The sequence below is a fragment of the Paenibacillus sp. FSL P4-0081 genome (genome assembly GCF_000758565.1).
In the GTDB taxonomy this organism is placed as follows: Bacteria; Bacillota; Bacilli; order Paenibacillales; family Paenibacillaceae; genus Paenibacillus_AQ; species Paenibacillus_AQ phytohabitans.
Genome location: NZ_CP009280.1, coordinates 2,630,074 through 2,651,894 on the forward strand (window position 1 = coordinate 2,630,074; position 21,821 = coordinate 2,651,894).

Here is a 21,821-nt window from a genome sequence, read left to right on the forward strand (position 1 = left end):
GACATCCTTCTTTAGCCCGTGGATAGGGCGTATGTCCTGATTTGATTGTATGCTGGCAAAGGGGTAATATTAAATTCGTAATTTTACACCAAGTTAACATTGTGGTGCTATGATGTGCATGTGTGCAGTTTTGTAAATTTAATAACCTATGAAAAGACGGGGGAACCTATGGCACAACGATTGCTTGTCATTGAAGACGAACCGACACTGGCCCGGCTGCTGTCTTATAATTTGACACAGGAAGGCTATGAAGTGACGGTGGAGGATCATGGAACGGCAGGATATGACCGTGCGACTAGAGAACCTTTTGATTTAATCGTACTGGATCTTATGCTGCCCGGCATGAACGGCATTGACATTCTGGATAAATTGCGTGGACAGGGTATACGTACACCGGTCATAGTGCTGACGGCCAAGAATGCCGAAGAGGATGTAGTCCGGGGCCTGAAATCCGGGGCCGACGATTACATAACCAAGCCGTTTGGCGTCTCCGAATTACTGGCCCGTGTCAGCGCGGTCCTGCGCCGGATATCCGGTCTTGCCGAGGAAGCCCCACCGGAAACGGCGGTATCTGCTTCGACCATTATCCTGGGACAGCTGGAAATCTACCCGGAACGTTATGAAGTCTCTCTGGGCGGACAGAGCATTAATCTGCGTCCCAAGGAGTTTGAAGTCCTGCTGTATCTGGCCCGGAAGCCGGGTGTGGTTCTGACGCGTGATGATCTGATGAATGCGGTCTGGGGTTTCGATTATATCGGCGGCCAGCGTACTGTAGACGTTCATGTCAGCTCGCTGCGCAAGAAGCTTGAGCTTGATCCTGAATCCGTGCATATTGATTCCATCCGCGGGGTCGGCTATAAGCTGGTCGTGAACAAGAAGAGAACACCAGTCATTTGATATGGCGGTGTTCTTTTTCAGATACACCTGTCCTGCTGAATTTTGATTTTACACAGCGTTAACAATTCTCTGGAGCTCTATTTACACTGAAAGCTTATCATGGGGAACGAAGATGATGAGAAGGAGACAACAGAAACTAATGAAATCCATCATTGACATAGAGAAACTAGATCTCTACTATGAGTCATTTCACGCGCTGAAGAATGTGGATCTGCAAATTCCGGAGAAACAGGTTACCGCTTTTATCGGTCCTTCCGGCTGCGGAAAGTCCACGCTGCTGCGTACCCTAAACCGAATGAACGACATGATTCCCGGAACGCGTATTGAAGGAACAGTAAACATCGGCGGTAAAAATATTTACAGCGACGAGATTGAAGTGGAAAGTCTGCGCAAGCAGGTAGGTATGGTGTTCCAGCAGCCCAATCCTTTTCCCAAGTCGATTTATGACAATGTAGCTTATGGTCCGCGCCTCCATGGGGTGAAGGGCAAAGCCGAGCTTGATGTCATTGTGGAGCAAAGCCTGCGCCAATCCGCACTCTGGGAGGAAGTGAAGGATTTCCTCAAAAAGTCTGCACTCAGCTTGTCCGGTGGCCAGCAGCAGCGTCTCTGCATCGCCAGAGCCCTTGCCGTACAGCCGGATATTCTGCTGATGGACGAGGCCACCTCCGCACTTGATCCGGTGTCCACGCTGAAGATTGAGGAGCTGGTACAGGAGCTGCGGGATAAGTATACGATTGTAATGGTCACGCATAATATGCATCAGGCCGCCCGGGTGTCGGGGCGCACAGTATTTTTCCTGAACGGCGTTATCGTGGAGGCTCAGGATACGGAACTGCTGTTCTCGAATCCCAAAGACTCCCGCACTGAAGATTATATATCCGGACGCTTCGGTTAAGCGGGAGAGGAAACCGTTCCCGGAAGGAAATCAGCGGTATAAGCTGAACTTAAGAAGAGGGACGGCGGTTTCTTAAGTTCACTCTATATGACCATATGTTTTTGAGGAGGATCGTTTTCAATATGATTCGCAGAAAAGAATTCGATAAAGATCTGGAAGAGCTGCGCAATCTGCTGGAGCAGATGGGCGAGCATGTTACGGATGCGCTGGAGGGTGCAGTACTCGCTTTGCAGAATCTGGACACCGTGCGGGCACAGGAAATTGTTAAGAACGATTTACGGCTGAATGCGATGGAAGACCGGATTATGGAGATCGGCTCACGGCTGATCATCACCCAGCAGCCGGTAGCCAAGGATCTGCGCCGCATCATTGTAGCCTTCAAAATCTCCAGTGACCTCGAACGTATGGGCGATCTGGCACTGGATGTGGCTAAGGTAACGATGCGGATCCAAGGGCAGCAGCTGATTAAACCGCTTGTGGATATTCCGCGGATGGCCGAGATTGTTACGGTAATGATCTCAGAGGCAATTCAGTCCTATCTGGATGAGAATACGGATCTGGCCTACAAAATGGCGCAGGACGACGATCAGGTCGACGGGCTGTACAGTGCAATGATTAATGAACTGTACACTTACATGGTTCAGAAGCCCGAGTCGGTTAATCAGGCGATGCTGCTTACGCTGGTTGGCCGTTATATTGAGCGTATCGCAGATCATGCGACCAACATTGGCGAGAGCGTAGTTTATCTTGTAACGGGCAAACGTCCGGATCTGAATCAATAAAAGCATAAGGCACGACAGCAAGCCTTCATCCCCGGAGGCTTGCCTTTTTTGTTTTAAAGCGCCGTCTGATTGGAAATCCTGCTTAGGATGCCATAAGCTGCAGACCCCGCGTGAATCCGGCGGGCTTCATGAATAGGCTTCACTAAAATCAATCATCCTTATGTTTCAACTTGGTGCGGGGCATATGGTACTATATAAGAAGTAAGCAAGATAAAGGCGAGGTGCTAGAGTGGACAAGCTGATACTGATTGATGGAAATAATATCATTTACCGGGCGTTTTTCGCGATGCCGCCGCTGACGAATACAGCAGGACAGCAGACGAATGCGGTGTACGGTTTCACGACGATGCTTCTGCGTTTGATTGAAGAGCATAAGCCGAGTCATATGATTGTGGCCTTCGACGCCGGGAAGATTACCTTCCGGCATGAAGGGTATGAAGACTATAAGGGCGGACGCCAAAAAACTCCGCCGGAATTGTCCGAACAGTTCCCGCTGCTGAAGGAATTGCTGCAGGGATTAGGGGTGCCACAGTTTGAGATCGGCGGCTATGAAGCTGACGATATTATCGGCACCATCTCCCGCGAGGCGGATGCCGCAGGGCGGCAGGTGATGATTGTGTCCGGGGATAAGGACATGCTGCAGCTGGCGTCAGAGCATACAACCGTCGCGCTGGTCCGTAAGGGCGTCACGGAAGTAGAGCTGTACGGGCCGCAGCAGATCCGGGACAAATATGATCTTACCCCGGAGCAGATCATCGATCTGAAAGGGCTGATGGGCGATGCCAGTGACAATATTCCCGGTGTGCCGGGAGTAGGGGAGAAGACAGCGCTCAAGCTGCTCCAGCAGTTCGGGTCAGTAGAAGGGGTACTGGCCGGAACCGGTGAGCTGAAGGGCAAAATGAAGGAAAAGCTGGAGGAGCATGCTGACAGCGCCATCATGAGCAAGAAGCTGGCGACGATCTACCGCGAAGTTCCGCTGGCGCATGCCTGGGAGGATATGGTCTTCAGCGGTATCAATACGGATACGGCTGGTCCTGCACTCGCTAAGCTCGAATTCAAATCCCTGCTCGAACGCCTGTCACTGAGCGCTTATTCGCATGCGGCCGATGGCAGCAGTTCAGATCCAGCAGCGGTGGAAGCGGCAGCGCTTAATATCACTATAGTGGATGAAGCCGGATTGGCTGACCTGATTGCTGCGCTGCCGGGCATTTCGGCGCTGCATGTGGAATCGAATGGTGAGAATCCGCACCGTGCAGAGGTCATTGGTCTCGGGCTGTCTTCGCCGGATCAGCACTACTTCGTGCCGTTTGCCCTGCTGAAGAGCGCCGCAGCGGCGCCGCTGCGGGACTGGCTCGGCGATGACAAAGCGCCGAAGAGCGGGTATGACCTGCACCGTGCCGATCTGGCGCTGCATTGGCAGGGGATTGCTTTTGCCGGAGCTGCTAATGATGTCCAGCTTGCCGCATATCTGCTCGACCCGACGGAAGCGAACCAGAATCTGAATGACCTCACGAGCAAATACGGACTGCCCCGCTTATCGCCTGATGAAGATGTATTCGGCAAAGGGGCCAAATATAGAATACCGGAGCTTGAGATTCTCGGAAATCACGTAGCCCGCAAGAGCGCAACCGTGCTCGGCATCGTGCAGAAGCAGCAGGAGGAGCTGGAAGAGACCGCGATGACCGGACTGTTTCAGGATCTGGAAATGCCGCTCTCGCGGATTCTTGCCGATATGGAGAAGCAGGGCATTGCGGTTAACAAAGATGACCTCATAGAGCTCGGCAAAGAATTCGAAGCACAAATCTCCCGGCTGGTAGGAGAAATCTATTCGATCTGCGGAACAGAATTCAATCTCAATTCACCGAAGCAGCTGGGGGAAATCCTGTTCGTGAAGCTCGGCCTGCCTGTCGTGAAGAAGACGAAGACCGGGTATTCCACCGATGCCGAGGTACTGGAGAAGCTGGCTCCTTACCATGACGCTGTGCGCCTGATCCTGCAATACCGTTCCATTGCCAAGCTGCAATCCACCTATGTGGAAGGCCTGCTGAAGGAAATCTCGCCGGAGACCGGCAAGGTCCATACTTTCTACCGGCAGACGATTGCCGCAACGGGACGTCTCAGCAGCCAGTTCCCGAACCTGCAGAATATTCCGATCCGGCTGGAAGAAGGCCGCAAGATCCGTAAGGTGTTCGTGCCTTCCGAACCCGGCTGGTCGATTCTGGCGGCGGATTACTCGCAGATTGAGCTGCGGGTGCTGGCACATATCTCCGGCGATGAGCGGATGAAGGAAGCTTTTGTAGAAGACATGGATATTCACACGAAGACCGCTATGGACGTATTCGGCGTTACAGCCGATATGGTGGACAGCAATATGCGCCGTTCTGCCAAGGCGGTTAACTTCGGGATTGTGTATGGCATCAGTGATTATGGCCTGTCACAGAACCTGAACATTCCGCGCAAGGAAGCGGCCCAGTTCATTGAACAGTATTTCGAAGTGTTCAAGGGTGTCCGCCGCTATATGGATGATATCGTGGTCGAGGCCCGCAAGCAGGGGTATGTGACCACATTGCTGGAGCGCCGACGCTATCTGCCGGAGATCAATGCGAAGAACTTCAATCTGCGTTCTTTCGCCGAACGTACCGCCATGAATACGCCGATCCAGGGAACGGCTGCCGATATTATCAAGCTGGCAATGGTTCACATGGACAAGGCCCTGTACGAGCGCGGGCTGAAGAGCCGCATGCTGCTGCAGGTGCACGATGAGCTTGTGTTCGAGGTGCCGGAAGATGAACTGGAGCAGATGAAGCAGTTGCTGCCGGAGGTTATGGCCGGAGCGCTGAAGCTGTCCGTTCCCTTGAAGGCAGAGGTAAGTTTTGGCAGTAACTGGTATGAAGCGAAATAGGCTCCCCGCATCCGCTGGATATCCGGTATAATGGAATGGAGGTGAGCCATTATGCCGGAACTGCCGGAAGTCGAAACAGTCAGAAGAACACTTAATGATTTAATTACAGGCAAGCAGATAGAGCATGTCACCGTCCGGCTGCCGCGGATTATTCAGCGGCCGGATGATATTAAGGCTTTTGCCCATATGCTGGCAGGCCATAGCGTAGTAACGGTTGAGCGCAGAGGCAAGTTCCTGCGGTTCGTCTTCGATGGACTTGTGATGGTCTCCCATCTGCGGATGGAGGGCCGTTACGGTGTTTACCGGGAGGGCGAGCCGCTGGACAAGCATACTCATGTGATTTTCCATTTCACCGATGGTACGGAGCTGCGTTATACCGATGTGCGCCAGTTCGGAACGATGCATCTGTTCCAGCCGGGTGAGGATCTGCTGCTGAAGCCGCTGAATAAGCTGGGACAGGAACCGCTGGATGCAGAGTTCACCCTGGAGCGTTTCAAGCAGATTGTCTCGAAGAGAAGCACCAAAATTAAGCCGCTGCTGCTGAATCAGGAATATATTGTCGGTATCGGCAATATTTATGTGGATGAATCCCTGCACCGTGCCGGTATTCATCCGGAAGAAGCCGCAAACTCTCTCTCCGAGGACCATCTGGCCAGGCTGCATCATGCGATCGTTGCAACCTTGACAGAGGCAGTGAATGCGGGAGGCTCCTCAGTGAAATCGTATGTCAACGGCCAGGGAGAGAGCGGGAATTACCAGGATCAGCACCGCATATACGGACGCAAGGATCAGCCGTGTGCTACCTGCGGAACGTTAATTGAGAAAAGTGTTGTCGGCGGCCGGGGCACGCATTATTGTCCGAGCTGCCAGCCTGTACCGGTGCAGATAAGGTAAGTATTCAGCCGGGCTTATGAAGTGGATTCATAGGAGATTCTAAGCGGTGTTGTCCATGCTTCATCAAAAGGCAGGCACTCACTGCCCGTCCCGCCCATATAATGTGTGAAGATTGCTGATTAAGGCGAACGGAACCCGGCTGACAAGGCCGCCAGGTTCCGGTTCTTCACGGGAGGGATTGCGGGTGCTGAGCCCATTGTTGTCATTGCTGCTGCTTGCGTTTGCTCTTAGTTTGGACGGATTTGGTGTAGGCATTACATATGGACTGCGTAAAATGAAAATTCCTTTGCTCTCAATTATGATTATCTCGCTCTGTTCGGGGGTAGTCATTTGTGTGTCTATGCAGGTCGGCGTGCTGCTGGCCAAGGTGGTCTCACCGCATGCCGCTTCCAGTATCGGAGCGGTTATTCTCGTCTTGATGGGCTGCTGGTCGCTGTTCCAGATGCTGACACAGAAAGAGAAGGAGCAGGGGGAAGCAGGGCTGGGAGCCGGAGACGGGTTGCCAGACCGGCAAGCCTTGCTGGAGACGGCTGCTGCCGCTGCGATTGAGGCAGAGGCAGAGGTGCTGAAGCCGGCTGTATTCTCACTGGAGCTCCGGCATCTGGGAGTAGTCATTCAGATCCTCCGCACCCCGTCTTCCGCCGATATGGATGCTTCCGGGAGTATTTCCTCCATGGAAGCTATGGTCCTGGGCATTGCGCTCTCGCTGGATGCCTTCGGCGCCGGTCTCGGTGCTGCGCTGCTCGGGTTCAGCCCGGTGTCGACCTCGCTGATGATCGCTGTGTTCAGCGGAACTTTCCTGCTGCTGGGGATGAAGACAGGACTAAGATTGTCAGGCAGCTACTGGATGAAGCATGCGGCTGTTCTGCCGGCGTTATTATTGATTGCAATGGGTATAATGAAGCTATTATGAGGTGAGTACATGATTATGGGCTTAACCGGAGGGATTGCTTCCGGAAAAAGCACCGTGTCCGCACTGTTTGTCGCTAAGGGAGCTGCTCTGGTGGATGCCGACGTCATCGCCAGAGAGGTTATGCTCCCCGGACATCCGGTGCTGGCCGCTGCTGTACAGGCTTTTGGAGAGACGATTCTGCAGCCGGACGGAACACTGGACCGGGCGAGGCTGGGGGAGATGGTTTTCCGGGATCCGGAAGCACTTCAGACCTTGAACAATCTGACACATCCGGCGATCCGCACAGAAATTAAGGACCGTATGTATGCGTTAGATCAGGAAGATCCGCAACGGCTGGTTATTGTGGATATTCCGCTGCTCTATGAATCACAGCTGGACAATTTATTCGATCAGATTATTGTGGTATATGTGCCCCGCAGAGTCCAACTGGCCAGGCTCATGGCGCGGAACGGAATGACGCTGGAACAAGCCGAGAACCGGCTGAAGTCGCAAATGGACATCGAACTGAAGCGCAGGAAAGCCGACTATGTGATCGACAACAGCGGTGATCCCGGAGCTACGGAGCGGCAGGTTGCCGGCCTGTGGGACAGGCTGGGCCTCTCATGATGAAGTGGCTGCGCAAAAAAAGAGTACTGCTGCTGCTGTTTATCGGCTTTACAGCGATCCTGTTCCTGGGTACCAATTGGATGTCGTGGTTTTATCCGATACATTATAAAGATGAGATCCGCAAACACAGCCTTACTTATGAGATGGACCCGTTCCTGGTGGCGTCAATTATCCGCGTTGAGACCAATTTCAAGACCGGACGCGAATCCAAAAAGGGTGCACTCGGACTGATGCAGCTGATGCCGGATACCGCCAAGTGGGCGCTGGAAAAGGCCAAGCTTCCCGATGTGTCTCTTGAGCGGCTAAAAGAAGAGCCATCCTCCAATATCGAACTGGGCACCTGGTATTTGTCTACGCTTTCGCGGCAGTTTGACGGCAACCGGACAGCGGTTATAGCCGCCTATAATGCCGGACCCGGCAAAGTACAGAGCTGGCTGGATGAAGGCCGGTGGGACGGAACAGAAGCGTCTGTGAAGGATATCCCGTTCGGCGAGACCCGTCATTATGTACAGCGCGTCATTTATTATTATGACCAATACACGGAGCTCTACAGTGAATTCTGAGGCTCTGCTTTAAATATTGCATTTGTGCCGACATAAAAAGAAGCATCAAACGGCCCGGAGGCCGTTCAATACTTCTTTAGGCAAGCTTATGGAGACAGGTTATTTGTATTGACCTGCCAATTGCTGTTCAGCCAGGGTTACAAGACGTTTAGTGATGTAACCACCGATCGAACCGTTTTCGTAAGAAGTTTTATTGCCTTGGTATCCATCTGGGGAGAGGGTGATACCTAGTTCTTGGGCAACTTCGAATTTCAGTTGTTCCAAGGCACCGCGTGAATTTGGAGCTACCAGGTTATTGGAGCTGTTGTTTTGGCTCATTGCTGTTCACCTCCTATCGGTTGGTAACTGTATTATGTGCCGGACTTGCCATATTCATAACAACAAATAAACGGTGATTTCTGGAAATTAACATATCCCCGTGTAGCCTGGGTTTTCAGGAGCGGGGCATACCCATTCTTACTATGAGGAAGTGATGAAGCTTATGAAATGCCCTTACTGTGATCACACCAATACCAAAGTGCTTGACTCCCGTCCAGCCAATGAGAATAAGTCAATCCGCCGCAGGCGCGAATGCGAACTGTGCAGCCGCCGCTTCACCACCTTCGAAATGATTGAAGAGACCCCGCTGATTGTCATCAAAAAAGACGGCAGCCGCGAAGAGTTCAGCCGTGACAAAATCCTCCGTGGCCTCATCCGCGCCTGTGAGAAACGTCCCGTTTCTGTAGAGCGTCTGGAAGTCATCGTATCCGAGGTTGAGAAAAGCCTGCGCGGCATCGCCCTGGCCGAGATCGAGAGCCGCCAGATCGGCGAGTTGGTCATGGAGCAGCTCTATCCTGTAGACGAGGTAGCTTACGTCCGCTTCGCGTCCGTGTACCGTCAGTTCAAGGACATCAACATGTTTATGAAGGAACTGAAGGGACTGCTCTCTAAGGGGACTGAGGAGCTGGACGGGCTGTAGGAGGCTTTGTGAAGAGGTAATGTGCCATTCCTGGCATAAAGGGGCTAGCCTTGATATTGTGAGGCTGGCCTCTGTGTGAAGCGCCTCTGCATAGAAATTAATTAATTTTATAAAAGTGTTGACACTGATGCTGAATTTCTGTATTATATAGAAGTCGCCTACGAAACATAACAACTTGAAAGCGACTTGAGCGAACCGCTCAAAATGGATTTCAGAATACATAATGTGATTCGAAATCAAGCGTATGGGGAATTAGCTCAGCTGGGAGAGCGCATCGCTGGCAGCGATGAGGTCAGGGGTTCGAGCCCCCTATTCTCCACCATACTACGGACTCTTAGCTCAGTTGGTAGAGCAGTAGACTCTTAATCTATTTGTCCAGGGTTCGAGCCCCTGAGAGTCCATCCTAAAGAAACGGCAGAGATGCCGTTTTTTTTTTTGGTTTCTTCATACCATATATATAGCTGTAGACGGATATCAAAAATTATCTATTCGTTCTTACAGCATGTTCTTCCGGGGACTTTTCTATAAATCAAGGGAGCATCTCTTCCCAGGCGGGTGATACTACACCTGGAATATCGAATGTTGAAACTAATTTCCCCAAAAAAGATAGTTGGTACATAGTTCCGAAGAACAGCGGCGAACTGGATGTTTCCGTAAATGCTACAAACGTTGAAACGATTCTTTTTTTGGCGGTCCCAACGGGCACAGAAGCTTGGGGAGAGAGAGAACTTGTCGGTTACGATATAAATGGAGAAGATGGTTGGAATCTAACCTGGAATATATCTGGGATGTCATTAATCATCGAATTGCCATCCAAGCATTAGGGAGCGATGGGAGAACAATCACCGATGAAACGATACAAATTACTAACGAATAGATCACGATTGGATAGCCCATTCATTTTCAAATTGCGATTTGATGAAGAGGGGCTGGGGTGCACCAGCCTTTACTCAAGGATAGTTTCCACGCAGTGTACTCTTCGCGGCTAGTCAATGATTCTTTAAGAAGGGAGTAGTTCCATGATCATTGATAATCAGGAATACCTTGTCAAAGGTTTAAACTACACGATCCGTTCAGCAGTTAAGGCAGATGCGAAGTCTCTGTCCGGGGTAAGGCTTCAGGTTGACGGGGAGACCGAGCATATGGACCGGGTGCCGGGAGAAGCTTTTATTGATGAAGCCGGATTTGAAACAATTATTGAGAGGGATACGAACCATTCGCGGAATATATGTCTGGTTGCGGAAGCGGACGGCAGAATCATTGGCTATTCCCGGTGTGAAGGACATGATCTTCAGCGGTTTAAGCACAAGGTGGAATTTGGGGTAGGAGTCTTGAAACAATATTGGGGCTTCGGAGTAGGCGCAAACCTTTTGCAGGCGTCCATTTCCTGGGCTGACGCAAACGGAATAACCAAAATCATTCTAAGCGGCGTTCTGGAAACCAATGAGAAGGCTATCCGCTTGTACCAAAGCCTTGGTTTTGAAGTTGAAGGGATACTGAAGAAGGACCGTATCCTGTCAGACGGCAAATATTACAGTACATATATAATGGCGAGATATACAGATTAGGCCTGAGAGTAGAATGGCTTGATTATCCCCAAGAACGGCAGAGCTGCTGTTCTTTTTTATTTGTCTCGGGTATCTGAGCCCCCTTTTCTATTTACAAACCGATGGTCGGTATGTATAATCATGATAAATTAAAGTCAAAGCAGAACGAAGGAGGAGAATCGCCATGAAGAACTCAGATCGCCGGAAGCAGACCATCCGGCAACTACTGGATGCAACCAAGGAATTGTTGCGGGATAAAAGCTGCCATGCGATCACCTTAAAGGACATCATGGAGCAATCGCAATTATCGAAGGGTGCAATATTCCATTATGTAAAAAGTAAGGATGAGATTTTTGCCTGGGTGCTGGAGGAGCGGCTTGAAGCTGTGAATGAACGTTTTGAGGAAGAAGTGGCAGGCGGCCTTAACAAAACATTCGACGGGCCGATGCTGGCCATCTCCAGGAGCCTTGCAGGATTGGAAGACAGCCATGAAGCGACCAATAAGGTTCTTCTATACTTGCTGGGCAAGGAGAATGAACCGGCGGTAGCGGAAGTCCTTGCGCATTTTCATGAGCGGTCGGTATCAGTCTCCAGGCAGTGGATTACAACGGGTCAAAGGCACGGGGTGATCAAAGAAAACGTGAACCCTGATGAGACGGCGGAATTGTTCGTACTGCTGTCACTGGGTCTGCGTGTGCGGGCATCCCTGCGCCCATCATCTAAGTCTGTTGCAGCGAAAGAGGTATCGGACTTTATGGCAGGAATTCTAAAAAAATAAAGTTAAGGGAGGATTATGAAATGGTTCCTTTTATAACGCTCATCTTATCCTTTTTGCTGTTTCGGGTGGTTGGTTTCCTGGGCGTGACTTATTGGAATGACTGGCATACCTCCATTCAATGGGCAGTATCCATAATGCTCCTAATGGGTGCTTCTGCTCATTGGGGGCGGCGGCGGTCTGATTTGGTAGGAATGGTGCCGCCTGCTTTTCCGCAGAAAGAATGGATTGTGACGGTTACCGGGATCTTGGAAATTGCCGGAGCTATCGGTATCCTTCTGCCCGCTTTCTCACCAGATGCTTCAGTGTGCCTCGTTTTGCTTCTTATCGCAATGCTCCCCGCCAATATCTATGCCGCCCGCAACAAGTTGACAACCGGCGGCAAGCCTGTGCCGAAATTGCCGGTGCGCATAGGAATTCAGATCATATTTATCACTGCAGTACTGCTTGCCTCCCCAGTGTTCTATCTACCCGGTTAGCGGGGGGAACACTCAGCCATCCGCTACAAGCAACAAATTAAGCTGCTGCACCTCTTGCCCGCCCACTCACACGCCTCTACCTGCCACGACCGGAGCGACATAGTGCCATTTGTTGTTGCATACAACACTATTATTTATAAACCATTCCCTAGTTTTGACGCCAGGCAACCATTCCTCCCCTAAAGATCGTTATAAGAACAGATCAAATTATCAGGCAATTTAGCATGCTGCCCGCCGCTTGCGATATCCAATCTAACATCAAGATCCCTGGCATGAGGTCTATAGCCCTGAATCTCAATTCCGCCCTTTACACCTCCAGGCATATAAGCCAAATCCAAATGTCGGTACCCGTTATTGAAGTCGCGCACTTCCCATTCCGGAAACAAATGATCCAGATTCCCGATTGCCGGAAACCATACTGTGCGGAGGAACTCAACGGTTCCATGGCCTAATCCTTTACCGAGTAACTCCTTTCGCCAGTGGTTACTTTCATTCTCAAGATTGTTTTTCGCGGTGCTCCTCCTTGAGCGCTATTTTCCCTCGCCAAAAAGCCGCCTTAATACTCACCTCTTCCTTAAATCAGTCTCGGATGGGGGAGAGCATTAAAAGCGGCGTGTGCTTCAAAACCTATGTCTTCTATTATAACGCGAAGTGAAAAGTGAATTCAATTTATTTCGTAGGAGTGTGTAGTAAGCTGAATTATCGAATTGCCTTTTTGATAATCAGCATATTTTGCCGAGCTAACGGACCATACGGTACTTATCCCATGGCATCTGGCAATATTTCACCCGAATATCTGCAAATAAGTACATCTGTGTCCGTAAGAAATACGAAACAGGGTTTCTCAAGGAAATAAGAACTCTCTGGTCCGCAACCGAGCCCCTCTATTTGCTCCCGGCTTCCCATCTCAGATTCCAGTTATAGTGCTGATCTAATTCCTCGTGTCCGGCGAAATATTCTACGAGCCGCTCCACGCTGAAGGTCTCGTCCTGCTGATTACGAATCATGGCGATGGCACACATTCCCTTATTATTGTTATGCTCATCCAGCCGGACCTCGATCTCAGGCCCGTTCTGCTGCCTGATAGTCACACGGGCGTCAGCCTGCGACCAGTTCGTGATTCCCTCATAGATAAAGGCAAAGACAACAATCCGGCTGATCTCGGAAAGATAATGGCCGTTAATCCGCAGATTCTCACCTGTGGCGATCGATCCGGTGCGGTCATCCCCGTCCAGGGAAATGTAGGGCGGCCTGTTCAAGCTGCCGAAGGACTCACCGAGTGCCTGGACAGAGCCCTTAAGCCCGTTTTTTAATTCAAACAGACAACCGAGATCAAGATCGATACCTTTGCTGCCGAACCAGCCGGATGATTGGGTCTGCACCCAGTTCAGGTTAATCAGAATCTCGCCTAGTGATCCTGCCCCTTTCTGCAGATTGATCCGCTCCCCGCGTTTCTTGAGCAGGAGGGTACCCGGATTTAATGGAGGGGCTGGCGGTGCTGCTGGCGATGCTGGAGGTGAAGCTGGTGAAGAAGGAGGCAAATTACCCGCCGGTTTAGGCCGTGACCTCAGCTCAGGGAGAATAAGGGGAGACTGCTGCGGCTGAACGACCCGGCTGGCGTTCTGAACAGACGGCAGAATGTCATTGACCCGAATCCCATAACTTTGGCATAGGGCAGCTAAACCGCCTGCATATCCGGAACCCACTGCGCTGAATTTCCATTCATTCTGGTATCTGTAGATTTCTCCGGCGACAATCGCGGTCTCTACAGTGAACGCTTTACCCAGCCTGTAGCGGAGAAGCTCAGTTCCATCAGCAGCATTGATGATCCGTAAATATGCATCGTCCAGCAGCGAGAAGCTGTGCTGCCGCTTCTCCGCCTCATAGATCGTTAGTGCAAATGCAATCCGCTCGTATTCTGCAGGAATCTGACTGAGACTGACAGCGATTTGTGTGTTATCGGTTAACCCTGCGTAGGCTTTTTTATCAGACTGCAATACACATACAGATTGGTCCGGAGTAGAAGGGTTGCCATAAAAAATTAGGTCCTCATCTTTTGAGACGCTCTGGGATGGCGTAAGCAAAAAGGCGGAAAAATCAACCTCAACCGCAGAGCCCGTATTGTGCCAGCCCATTCCGACGATGATACGGGTAAGGAGAGGCGTATCTTTTGTTAAGTTGCATTTTTGTCCCTTTATCAGCTGAGCGGTCATTGGAACCAGCCTTTCATAAGATTAGTAGAATTGAATGAATACGTGAAGGAGCTTAGAATCTGCCGCGTCTTCCGGCATCGAGGTTCGGACCATTCAGACTGGATAGCTTATCTAAAGAATGTTCGTAGATACGTACAATATCCTGCACCTTTTGGAATTCCGGATCCGAGGGGCCCAGATTGTCCATAAACATCCGCTGCAGGATTTCTCTATAAAAGGAGATGCGGTTCTCGACGAGACTACATTCGTAATCAATGACCTCTTCCACCGAGTGCTGCTGAACAAATTCCATCAGGTCATCAGCCGGGTTATCGTAGGACTCCCGCTCATTGCGCGCGGCAACCGGAGTGTTCACATTATCGAGGTTAACAGTGGAACGTATATCGGTGAAAAGAATTCCCTCTTTTGCCAGCATGACCTGAAAAGGCTTGTGCTTGAACAGCTCTTGGGCGACAAGAGAGCACATTGCCGGATTCCTCAGCAGAATGCCGTCAAAGGGGTGAAGCACCCAGCCTCTGTCATCCCGGTACAGGCTGAACGTGAAGTACTCGCCTCCATACTCATATTTCAGATTAATTGTAGTCTCTGAAGTAAGCTCATATTGAAATGCATCCATTCAAGTTCGTGCCTCCTGCTTCTTATTGGGATTTCTATTAGCATAGCAGAAGATGGGGAATCTTGGGAGAGCACGGTTGATTATTTATATCAGATTTAGTAGTTTAGTAGTGAGGTGATGAACGATGAAGAATAATGAAGGCATAGCCTTTAAAATAACTTTAAGCGACAGGAACGGTGCGGTTCGTGGACGGCCTTTCCGTAATATAGTCATTGCTGCCGAAGACTCATTGTATGCTCTGGCGGAAATTTCGATTGAAGCCTTTGATTTTGATCTGGATCACGCCTTTGGTTTCTATGATAATATCAAAAACGCTCTGAAAATGGCTACGAGCTGTTTGCCGATATCGGTGAGAAGACGAAGTTCCCCGGCGTGAACAGGGCAAAAATCAATAAAGTATTCCATACTTCTAAACAAAAGATGTTACTCTTATTCGACTACGGTGATGAATGGCATTTTATTGTTCAGTATCTGGGAACTATAGAGGTGAGTCCGGGTCAGAAATTACCGATGATTATGGAGAGTAACGGAGAGGTGCCTAATCAATATGGAGGTTTCGGAGACGAAGAAGAATATAAGGACGAAGATGAATAACCTGCCGGCATGTAGTGCGCGAAATCCTCAATGTAGGTTTTGTACTGAACACGTCAACACGACTCTCTGAGCAATAGCCGCTTTTAAGGGCGGAGGCTTTTAGGTGCTACGGGCAGAAATAGACCGCATCCTTTGGACTAAGGCGGTCTATTTCTTTTTGAGGTAGTTGAGCAATGCAATAATGAACATGCCGAACATGATCATCAGAGTTAGGTATACGGAGAATACAAATGTTCCTGAAGCGCATGTGAGCGAAAGCTCCTTGCGTTTTTTTGTTTTAGACATTTTTTTCGGGGAGGAGAGTTTTTTTTCGCTTTTTCGAGAGATTTCCCCCATGTAGGACCTGGTGAGGCGTTTTTTGTCGAGAATTGTTAAGAGTTTGTTTAGAGCTGTCTGATAGAATGGACCGCAGATATGAAAATTTCTAGTTAGATTTAATTGTTTTTTGTCCGCGGATAAGCAAGATGAAGGGAGAATGCGGGAGCTAAGGGAGCGTATACAAACTGCAGCAAAGCTTGCTATACAGCGGACGGAAAATGATGAATGAATAAGGGGGAGCGATACATTGTTAATGAGCAGGGGATTGAAGAAGTATTTCTCGTTGTTACTCGTAATCAGTTTATTTGTGACAGGAGCATTGCCCGCATCTGCAGGTACGGAGAATACAGCTCCGGTAAGCTGGGAGAACCTAAGCCCGCTGCCAAGCGGCAACAAAGTAATGGGAGTAACTATAGGCGCAAATACAGTCGTTGTGGTAGGTGAAGGAGGAAGCGTGGGTACGTTCAGCAACTACACGACCTGGGCGATCCGTAATTCAGGGGTAGTTAATGACTTGAACGATATTATAAATATAGGCTCAGGGGCTAACGCCAAATTTGTTGCTGTAGGCGACAAGGGAACCGTCATAACGTCAACAGATGGTGCTTCCTGGACCACTCAGACTACAGGCATATCTGAAAATATATCTGAAAACTTGAATGCAGTTGTTTACAGCGGCAGCAGATTAGTCGCAGTCGGCGATTCAGGCAAAATAATTACGTCTAGCGATGGCGGCGTCACTTGGGCTGCTTCAACCTCAGGCGTTAGTGTGAATCTGAACGCTATTGCTTATGGTGACAGCAAGTTTGTAGCTGTTGGCGATGGCGGGAAAATTATTAACTCTTCGGATGGGCTGGCCTGGACGCCGCAGACTTCCGGTTCTACTAATGATTTGAACGGCATCAGCTATGGCGGCAATGTATTTGTTGCGGCCGGAGCTGCAGGTGAGATCCTAAGCGCCCCGAACGCTTTGGGCACATGGACAAAGGGAACGAATAGCATTAAGTCGGATTTCAATAGTGTATCTTACAGAAACAACAGATTTTTCATTGCCGGCGATGCAGGCAAACTGATATATTCAGCCACCGGAACGAGCGGTTGGAGCAGTTCAGTTTCAGTAGCCGGAGCTACGGATAATCTGATGAAAATCAAGGCTACCGATTTTGGTTATTTTATAGTTAGCTCAGAGGGTACTGTATTTTTCGCGACAGCAAGTACTGGCGGAACGAGCAGCTGGGAAAAATTCAGCTCCCCCACCTCCAGTGCACTGAAGACGGTAACCTACGCCAATAATACCTATATTACCGTTGGTACGGATGGATTGATCGGCACTTCCACCGACGGTAAGGTCTGGTCGAAGGTTGCTAGCGGCACTACTAATGCTATTAACGGCATTGCTTATGGCAACAGCAAGTTCGTAACGGTCGGCTCGAACGGCCAAATCCTGACCTCCAGCAACAAAGGTACTAGTTGGACAGCCGGAACCTCAGTGGACGCTATTACACTTAATAGTATTGTTTACGGCAGCGGCCTTTTTGTTGCAGTAGGCAATAGCGGGAAAATTGTAGTGTCTTCAGACGGAGTCAACTGGGCGAGGATCTCCGACAGTAAGACCGTGAATCACTTAAATGCTGTTACCTATGGCAACGGCAAATACGTGGCTGTAGGTGCTGGCGGTACCATCGTAACTTCTTCCAATGGAGCGGAGTGGAAATCGGAAGATTCCAAAACGAACGGTAAATTGTTGAACGGCATCAGCTACGGCAGCGGTTTATTCGTGGCGGTCGGCGCGTCCGGAACGGTCGTAATCTCTGCGGATAGCTCAAGATGGTCGGCCAGAACCATTGACGGCCAAGTGAATCTGAATGGAGTTGCATCCGGAAGCGGCGTATTTATGGCAGCGGGAGACAGCGGGAATGTCTACTACACCGCTGATCCAAGCCAGACTTGGCACCCTGAGACTACAGGCACGACTAAAAAACTTAACGGCATCGGGTTTATTGCCGGGCAAGATCGTTTTATCGCAGTCGGTGACCCCGGCGTGATGATTGTGTCCTATCCGGTTCTCAACATTCCGCGGGTTATAAGTCAGTCTCCAGAGAATGCTGAGAAAGATATACCAACCGATGCTGAGCTGGTTCTGACTTTCAATCAGAAGGTGACAGCAGCCAGTGGAAATATTAACATTTACAAAGCTTCGGATCTGTCAGCTCCGGTTGAAACCATCCCGGTGGACGACAGCATCAGGGTAACCGTACAGAATAATACTGTAACGGTTAATCCGGAAAAGGATTTGGATAAAGGGACTAAATATGCAGTCACAATTGACAGCGATACGTTCTACAACGAGAGTGAAATTGGGAATGTAGCGATTGAAGGTGATGCCTGGAGCTTTACGACAGTAGCCGTGCTGGATGAAACAGCTCCAATTGTAACTGCTTATTCTCCTGATAAGGGAGAAACGGGAGTAGCCATTGACGCGGATCTGACGCTTACATTCAGCGAGGATGTAACGAAGGAGAGCGGCAACATTGAGATTTACGAAAGTACGGATAGCGATGTACCGGTGCAGATTATTCCGATCTCTTCTAATAACGTAGCGATCGATGGCAGCGTGATTACTATTGATCCGTTTTTCCCGTTGAAATACAATACAAGCTACTTTGTGAATATTGGAGCTGGTTCATTCATTGATCCGGCAGGCAACTATTATGCCGGAATTACGGACAGCGGGACCTGGCAGTTTACAACAGAAGAGGCGCCGGATACTACACCACCGGTGGTGAGCTCTTATTCGCCTGAGGATAGAGCAACGGAGGTTGCCACTGGCGCGAACCTGACCCTTACCTTCAGTGAGAATGTAACGAAAGGTGAAGGAAGCATTGAGATTTATAACAGTGCGAATAGCATTACCCCGGCTGTGACCATTCCTGTCACTTCCGAAATTGTAACGGTCCAAGGCAACGTGGTAACGATCAATCCGGAGGATAAGCTGGACTACAGCACAAGCTACTTTGTGAAGATCGGGTCCGGGGCATTCAAAGATACGGCCGGCAACAATTATGCCGGCATCGCGAACAGCACAACCTGGCGGTTTACAACAACCGGTGAACCGGATACGGCTGCACCAACCATAAGCGCGTATTTACCTGCTAACGGTGCAACAGGTGTAGGGGTTGAGACCAATCTTGTGCTTACTTTCAGCGAGAATGTATCGGCGGGTGAAGGCAGCATTGTGATCTACAACAGTGCGTCTGACAAGGCGGTAGCTACGATTTCCGCCAGTGACCTGACCATCCTGAATGATGTAGTGACGGTTAATCCGGCTGACAATCTGGAGTATGGTACCAGTTACTTTGTTCAGATCACGGACGATGCATTCACAGATACAGCGGGCAACTACTTTGCAGGCATCTCTGACAGCACAACCTGGCAGTTTACAACAGCTGCTGCACCAGATACGACATCGCCAACAGTAACCGTGTTTTCACCTGAGCCTGGGGCAACGGAAGTGGGGATTGATGCCAATCTTATCCTTACCTTCAGCGAGAATGTAACGGCGGGAGAAGGCAACATTGTGATCTACAATAGTGCCAATAATGCACCGGTAGCTACAATTCCCGCTGCTTCCGGAAATGTAACCACCCAGAATCATGTAGTGACGATTAATCCGGCTGACGATCTGAAGTATAGTACAAGTTACTATGTACGGATTGGAACCGGGACGTTCAAAGATACTTCAGGCAACAGCTATGCTGGCATCAACGACAGCGGAGTATGGAACTTTACAACAACCGGTGTACCAGATAGAACCTCACCAACGGTGAGCACGTATTCACCGGAGCCTTGGGCAACGGAAGTAGCACTTGGCGCTAATCTGGTTCTTACCTTCAGCGAGAATGTAAAGAAAGCGGAAGGCAGCATTGAGATTTTCAAAAGTACAGATGAGATTCATCCGATAGTGACGATTCCCGTCGCATCAGACATCGTAACGATTCAGAATAATGTTGTAACTATTAATCCGGCTGACAATCTGGAGCATGGTACAAGCTACTTTGTCCGGATTACAGAAGGCGCATTTAGAGATAATGCAGGCAACAGCTTTGCCGGTATTGCAGGCATCACAGCCTGGCGGTTTGTAACAGCCAGCGGGCCTGATACAGCAGCGCCGCTGGTGACAGCTTATAGTCCGGCAGACAATGCAACCCAAGTATCCACATCCGCTGCGCTCTCATTGACCTTTAACGAGAATGTATTAGCCGGGGATGCCAATATTGATATTGTGAATGCGGCGGATGATATGATCGTAACGACGATTAAAGCGGGTAATCAGGCGCTTGTCTCCGTTACGAATGCTACCGTCAGCATTAATACAGGCGGTATATTGAAGCAGGGCGGCAGCTATTATGTATTGATTCACCCGGGTGCATTTACTGATGAGTCAGGGAACAGCTTTGCGGGGATTGCGGATAAAACCGTCTGGAACTTCTCAACCGTTCCTGTACCCGTCACGCCAACAGATCCTCCGGCATCGGGTTCTGGAGGTTCCGGAGGAGCGGCACCTGTAGCAACACCAAGCACGCAGACCGAAACCATTAATCTAAACGTTGAAAACGGCTCAACCCAAGGCTCCAATGTATCCTCCGTTGTCGTTAGCCGTACGAAGGATGCAAATGGTGTGAAAAGTGATGTTATTACGTTCGCATTGGATCAAGCGCTCAGAGCGATTAATGAGCTTAAGGCGGCTGGCTCCAATATTGCCAGAATCATCGTTCCTGATGCCAATGATGAGGTTGCGGAAACTAGAATGACTATTCCAGCCGCTTCAAGCAAGGCGTTTGCCGATAATCAAATCAGTCTGGACATCTTCACGGTTAATGCGGAAGTGAAGGTGCCGGGAAGCTCTCTGGTTGGGTTTGGTACAGATATTTATTTCAACCTGGTACCCTTAAAAACGCAGCAGCAGAGTGCAGATGCTGAAGCGCGTGCAAAAGCACAGGTTCAAAGTCTGTCCGGCGGTGGGGCGGTGACGCTGGTAGGCCGTCCGGTAACGATTGATACCAATCTGCAGAGCCGTCCGGTGACGCTGGTGCTGCCGATTAACAACACTTCGTTAACTGCAGAACAGCTGAAGGCACTGGCGGTCTTCATTGAGCATAGCGACGGCACCAAAGAACTGGTTAAGGGCGAAATTGTACCCTTCGGCCAAACCGGCAAGTCCGGAATTCAATTTAATGTCAATAAATTCAGTACATTTACAGTTGTTCTTGCGCAAGATCCTGCGGTACAAGTGAAGGCTTATATGACGGGTTACGCTGACGGCACCTTCCAGCCGGGCAAGAGCATTACCCGTGCAGAAATTGCCAGCATCATTGCCCGTACCTTCAACCCGTCAGCCAGTACTTCCGGCGTTGCATACACAGATCTTGCTGCCGGCCACTGGGCAACAAATGCAATTAATCTGGTGAGCAGCAGCGGTATTATGAAAGGTTACGCTGACGGAAGCTTCAAACCAAACCAAACGATCACCAGAGCCGAAATGGCGACCATTCTGTCCCGTCTGGTTACTAACGGTCAGGGGAATGCAGTCAGCTTCAGCGATATTGCCGGCCACTGGGCACAGGCAGCCGTTGAAACGACGGCCAAAGCGGGCATGATCACCGGTTACGAAGATGGAACCTTCCGTCCGAACCAAACGTTAACCCGAGCGGAGGCCGTAACCATCGTCAACCGTGCCCTGGGCATCACGCCGCTGACAAGCGCGGCACCACAATGGTCCGACGTCCCTGCGCAGTATTGGGCATTTAGCAATATCCAAGCGGCATCGGTGGATCACACAGCAGAATAATCACTACAAAAACAGCCCTTC

At 50.1% G+C, this 21,821-nt stretch carries 19 protein-coding genes, 2 tRNA genes and 1 pseudogene; 17 read left to right on the top strand and 5 right to left on the bottom strand.

The features are described 5' to 3' along the window. Nucleotides 1-168: 168 nt before the first annotated feature. From P40081_RS11035 to P40081_RS11070, 8 genes are all read left to right on the top strand, one after another. The gene (locus tag P40081_RS11035) at nt 169-897 is read left to right on the top strand and encodes a response regulator transcription factor (protein WP_039304977.1); all 729 of its coding nucleotides are present in this window, start codon (nt 169-171) and stop codon (nt 895-897) included. A gap of 139 nt (nt 898-1,036) precedes the next feature. Next, nucleotides 1,037-1,792: a phosphate ABC transporter ATP-binding protein PstB gene (gene pstB / locus P40081_RS11040; RefSeq protein ID WP_039304980.1), complete on the top strand. Its 756-nt coding sequence runs from the start codon at nt 1,037-1,039 to the stop codon at nt 1,790-1,792. Nucleotides 1,793-1,914: 122 nt separating this feature from the next. After that, the gene (gene phoU / locus P40081_RS11045; RefSeq protein WP_039304983.1) at nt 1,915-2,574 is read left to right on the top strand and encodes a phosphate signaling complex protein PhoU; all 660 of its coding nucleotides are present in this window, start codon (nt 1,915-1,917) and stop codon (nt 2,572-2,574) included. 229 nt (nt 2,575-2,803) lie between these two features. Continuing rightward, entirely contained in the window at nt 2,804-5,476 is a 2,673-nt protein-coding gene (gene polA / locus P40081_RS11050; protein ID WP_042135442.1) for a DNA polymerase I, read from the top strand. Between the two features lie 51 nt (nt 5,477-5,527). Further along, nucleotides 5,528-6,370: a DNA-formamidopyrimidine glycosylase gene (gene mutM, locus P40081_RS11055; RefSeq protein WP_042135444.1), complete on the top strand. Its 843-nt coding sequence runs from the start codon at nt 5,528-5,530 to the stop codon at nt 6,368-6,370. 184 nt (nt 6,371-6,554) lie between these two features. Next, nucleotides 6,555-7,283, top strand: a complete 729-nt coding sequence (locus P40081_RS11060; RefSeq protein ID WP_042135446.1) for a manganese efflux pump — start codon at nt 6,555-6,557, stop codon at nt 7,281-7,283. 9 nt (nt 7,284-7,292) lie between these two features. Then, nucleotides 7,293-7,889 carry a dephospho-CoA kinase gene (gene coaE / locus P40081_RS11065; RefSeq protein WP_042135448.1) on the top strand — a complete coding sequence of 199 codons (597 nt, stop codon included), beginning with the start codon at nt 7,293-7,295 and terminating at the stop codon, nt 7,887-7,889. Further along, nucleotides 7,889-8,452, top strand: coding sequence for a lytic transglycosylase domain-containing protein (locus tag P40081_RS11070; RefSeq protein ID WP_042140956.1), 564 nt, complete (start codon nt 7,889-7,891; stop codon nt 8,450-8,452). The genes coaE and P40081_RS11070 overlap by 1 nt, the downstream gene beginning before the upstream one ends. Nucleotides 8,453-8,551: 99 nt before the next feature. On the opposite strand, the gene P40081_RS11075 is transcribed toward P40081_RS11070, so the two are convergent. Further along, nucleotides 8,552-8,770, bottom strand: coding sequence for an alpha/beta-type small acid-soluble spore protein (locus P40081_RS11075; RefSeq protein ID WP_039305013.1), 219 nt, complete (start codon nt 8,768-8,770; stop codon nt 8,552-8,554). A gap of 163 nt (nt 8,771-8,933) precedes the next feature. Between P40081_RS11075 and nrdR the strand changes: the two genes are divergently transcribed. From nrdR to P40081_RS11105, 6 genes are all read left to right on the top strand, one after another. After that, nucleotides 8,934-9,410 carry a transcriptional regulator NrdR gene (gene nrdR / locus P40081_RS11080; RefSeq protein WP_039305242.1) on the top strand — a complete coding sequence of 159 codons (477 nt, stop codon included), beginning with the start codon at nt 8,934-8,936 and terminating at the stop codon, nt 9,408-9,410. 246 nt (nt 9,411-9,656) lie between these two features. After that, nucleotides 9,657-9,732, top strand: a tRNA-Ala gene (locus P40081_RS11085). Nucleotides 9,733-9,738: 6 nt separating this feature from the next. Beyond that, nucleotides 9,739-9,811 (top strand) — tRNA-Lys (locus P40081_RS11090). Between the two features lie 618 nt (nt 9,812-10,429). Further along, a complete protein-coding gene (locus P40081_RS11095) occupies nt 10,430-10,978 on the top strand; it encodes a GNAT family N-acetyltransferase (protein WP_042135450.1) in 549 nt (182 codons plus the stop codon). A 163-nt stretch (nt 10,979-11,141) separates the two neighbouring features. Continuing rightward, nucleotides 11,142-11,735 carry a TetR/AcrR family transcriptional regulator gene (locus tag P40081_RS11100; protein WP_042135453.1) on the top strand — a complete coding sequence of 198 codons (594 nt, stop codon included), beginning with the start codon at nt 11,142-11,144 and terminating at the stop codon, nt 11,733-11,735. A 20-nt stretch (nt 11,736-11,755) separates the two neighbouring features. Continuing rightward, on the top strand, nt 11,756-12,211 hold the full coding sequence (locus P40081_RS11105; RefSeq protein WP_042135455.1) for a DoxX family protein: 456 nt from the start codon (nt 11,756-11,758) through the stop codon (nt 12,209-12,211). A gap of 251 nt (nt 12,212-12,462) precedes the next feature. Here P40081_RS11105 and P40081_RS39305 read toward each other — a convergent pair. The 3 genes and pseudogenes from P40081_RS39305 to P40081_RS11120 form a co-directional block, all read right to left on the bottom strand. Next, a pseudogene (locus tag P40081_RS39305) lies at nt 12,463-12,714 on the bottom strand (transcriptional regulator); the annotation flags it as partial. Between the two features lie 381 nt (nt 12,715-13,095). Continuing rightward, nucleotides 13,096-14,424, bottom strand: coding sequence for a TerD family protein (locus P40081_RS11115; protein WP_042135457.1), 1,329 nt, complete (start codon nt 14,422-14,424; stop codon nt 13,096-13,098). Nucleotides 14,425-14,476: 52 nt separating this feature from the next. Beyond that, nucleotides 14,477-15,040 (bottom strand): hypothetical protein, encoded by a 564-nt coding sequence (locus P40081_RS11120; protein ID WP_042135460.1) that lies wholly within the window; start codon nt 15,038-15,040, stop codon nt 14,477-14,479. Between the two features lie 124 nt (nt 15,041-15,164). Between P40081_RS11120 and P40081_RS11125 the strand changes: the two genes are divergently transcribed. After that, entirely contained in the window at nt 15,165-15,416 is a 252-nt protein-coding gene (locus tag P40081_RS11125; protein WP_042135461.1) for a hypothetical protein, read from the top strand. After that, nucleotides 15,413-15,634 carry an IS1096 element passenger TnpR family protein gene (locus P40081_RS11130; RefSeq protein ID WP_042135463.1) on the top strand — a complete coding sequence of 74 codons (222 nt, stop codon included), beginning with the start codon at nt 15,413-15,415 and terminating at the stop codon, nt 15,632-15,634. The genes P40081_RS11125 and P40081_RS11130 overlap by 4 nt, the downstream gene beginning before the upstream one ends. 147 nt (nt 15,635-15,781) lie before the next feature. Here the strand turns inward: P40081_RS11130 and P40081_RS40025 are convergent, their stop codons facing one another. Beyond that, a complete protein-coding gene (locus tag P40081_RS40025; protein ID WP_144025975.1) occupies nt 15,782-15,970 on the bottom strand; it encodes a putative holin-like toxin in 189 nt (62 codons plus the stop codon). A 235-nt stretch (nt 15,971-16,205) separates the two neighbouring features. On the opposite strand from P40081_RS40025, the gene P40081_RS36315 reads away from it, so the two are divergent. Next, the gene (locus P40081_RS36315; protein WP_052421763.1) at nt 16,206-21,800 is read left to right on the top strand and encodes an Ig-like domain-containing protein; all 5,595 of its coding nucleotides are present in this window, start codon (nt 16,206-16,208) and stop codon (nt 21,798-21,800) included. Nucleotides 21,801-21,821 lie beyond the last annotated feature (21 nt).

Excerpts from the sequence above, each read along its gene's own strand:
- nrdR (WP_039305242.1), top strand. The coding sequence starts at position 8,934 with ATGAAATGCCCTTACTGTGATCACACCAATACCAAAGTGCTTGACTCC.
- phoU (WP_039304983.1), top strand. The coding sequence starts at position 1,915 with ATGATTCGCAGAAAAGAATTCGATAAAGATCTGGAAGAGCTGCGCAAT.
- mutM (WP_042135444.1), top strand. The coding sequence starts at position 5,528 with ATGCCGGAACTGCCGGAAGTCGAAACAGTCAGAAGAACACTTAATGAT.
- P40081_RS11070 (WP_042140956.1), top strand. The coding sequence starts at position 7,889 with ATGAAGTGGCTGCGCAAAAAAAGAGTACTGCTGCTGCTGTTTATCGGC.
- P40081_RS11105 (WP_042135455.1), top strand. The coding sequence starts at position 11,756 with ATGGTTCCTTTTATAACGCTCATCTTATCCTTTTTGCTGTTTCGGGTG.
- pstB (WP_039304980.1), top strand. The coding sequence starts at position 1,037 with ATGAAATCCATCATTGACATAGAGAAACTAGATCTCTACTATGAGTCA.
- P40081_RS40025 (WP_144025975.1), bottom strand. The coding sequence starts at position 15,970 with ATGGGGGAAATCTCTCGAAAAAGCGAAAAAAAACTCTCCTCCCCGAAA.
- P40081_RS11115 (WP_042135457.1), bottom strand. The coding sequence starts at position 14,424 with ATGACCGCTCAGCTGATAAAGGGACAAAAATGCAACTTAACAAAAGAT.
- coaE (WP_042135448.1), top strand. The coding sequence starts at position 7,293 with ATGATTATGGGCTTAACCGGAGGGATTGCTTCCGGAAAAAGCACCGTG.
- P40081_RS36315 (WP_052421763.1), top strand. The coding sequence starts at position 16,206 with ATGAGCAGGGGATTGAAGAAGTATTTCTCGTTGTTACTCGTAATCAGT.
- P40081_RS11120 (WP_042135460.1), bottom strand. The coding sequence starts at position 15,040 with ATGGATGCATTTCAATATGAGCTTACTTCAGAGACTACAATTAATCTG.
- P40081_RS11100 (WP_042135453.1), top strand. The coding sequence starts at position 11,142 with ATGAAGAACTCAGATCGCCGGAAGCAGACCATCCGGCAACTACTGGAT.
- P40081_RS11095 (WP_042135450.1), top strand. The coding sequence starts at position 10,430 with ATGATCATTGATAATCAGGAATACCTTGTCAAAGGTTTAAACTACACG.
- P40081_RS11125 (WP_042135461.1), top strand. The coding sequence starts at position 15,165 with ATGAAGAATAATGAAGGCATAGCCTTTAAAATAACTTTAAGCGACAGG.
- P40081_RS11035 (WP_039304977.1), top strand. The coding sequence starts at position 169 with ATGGCACAACGATTGCTTGTCATTGAAGACGAACCGACACTGGCCCGG.
- P40081_RS11075 (WP_039305013.1), bottom strand. The coding sequence starts at position 8,770 with ATGAGCCAAAACAACAGCTCCAATAACCTGGTAGCTCCAAATTCACGC.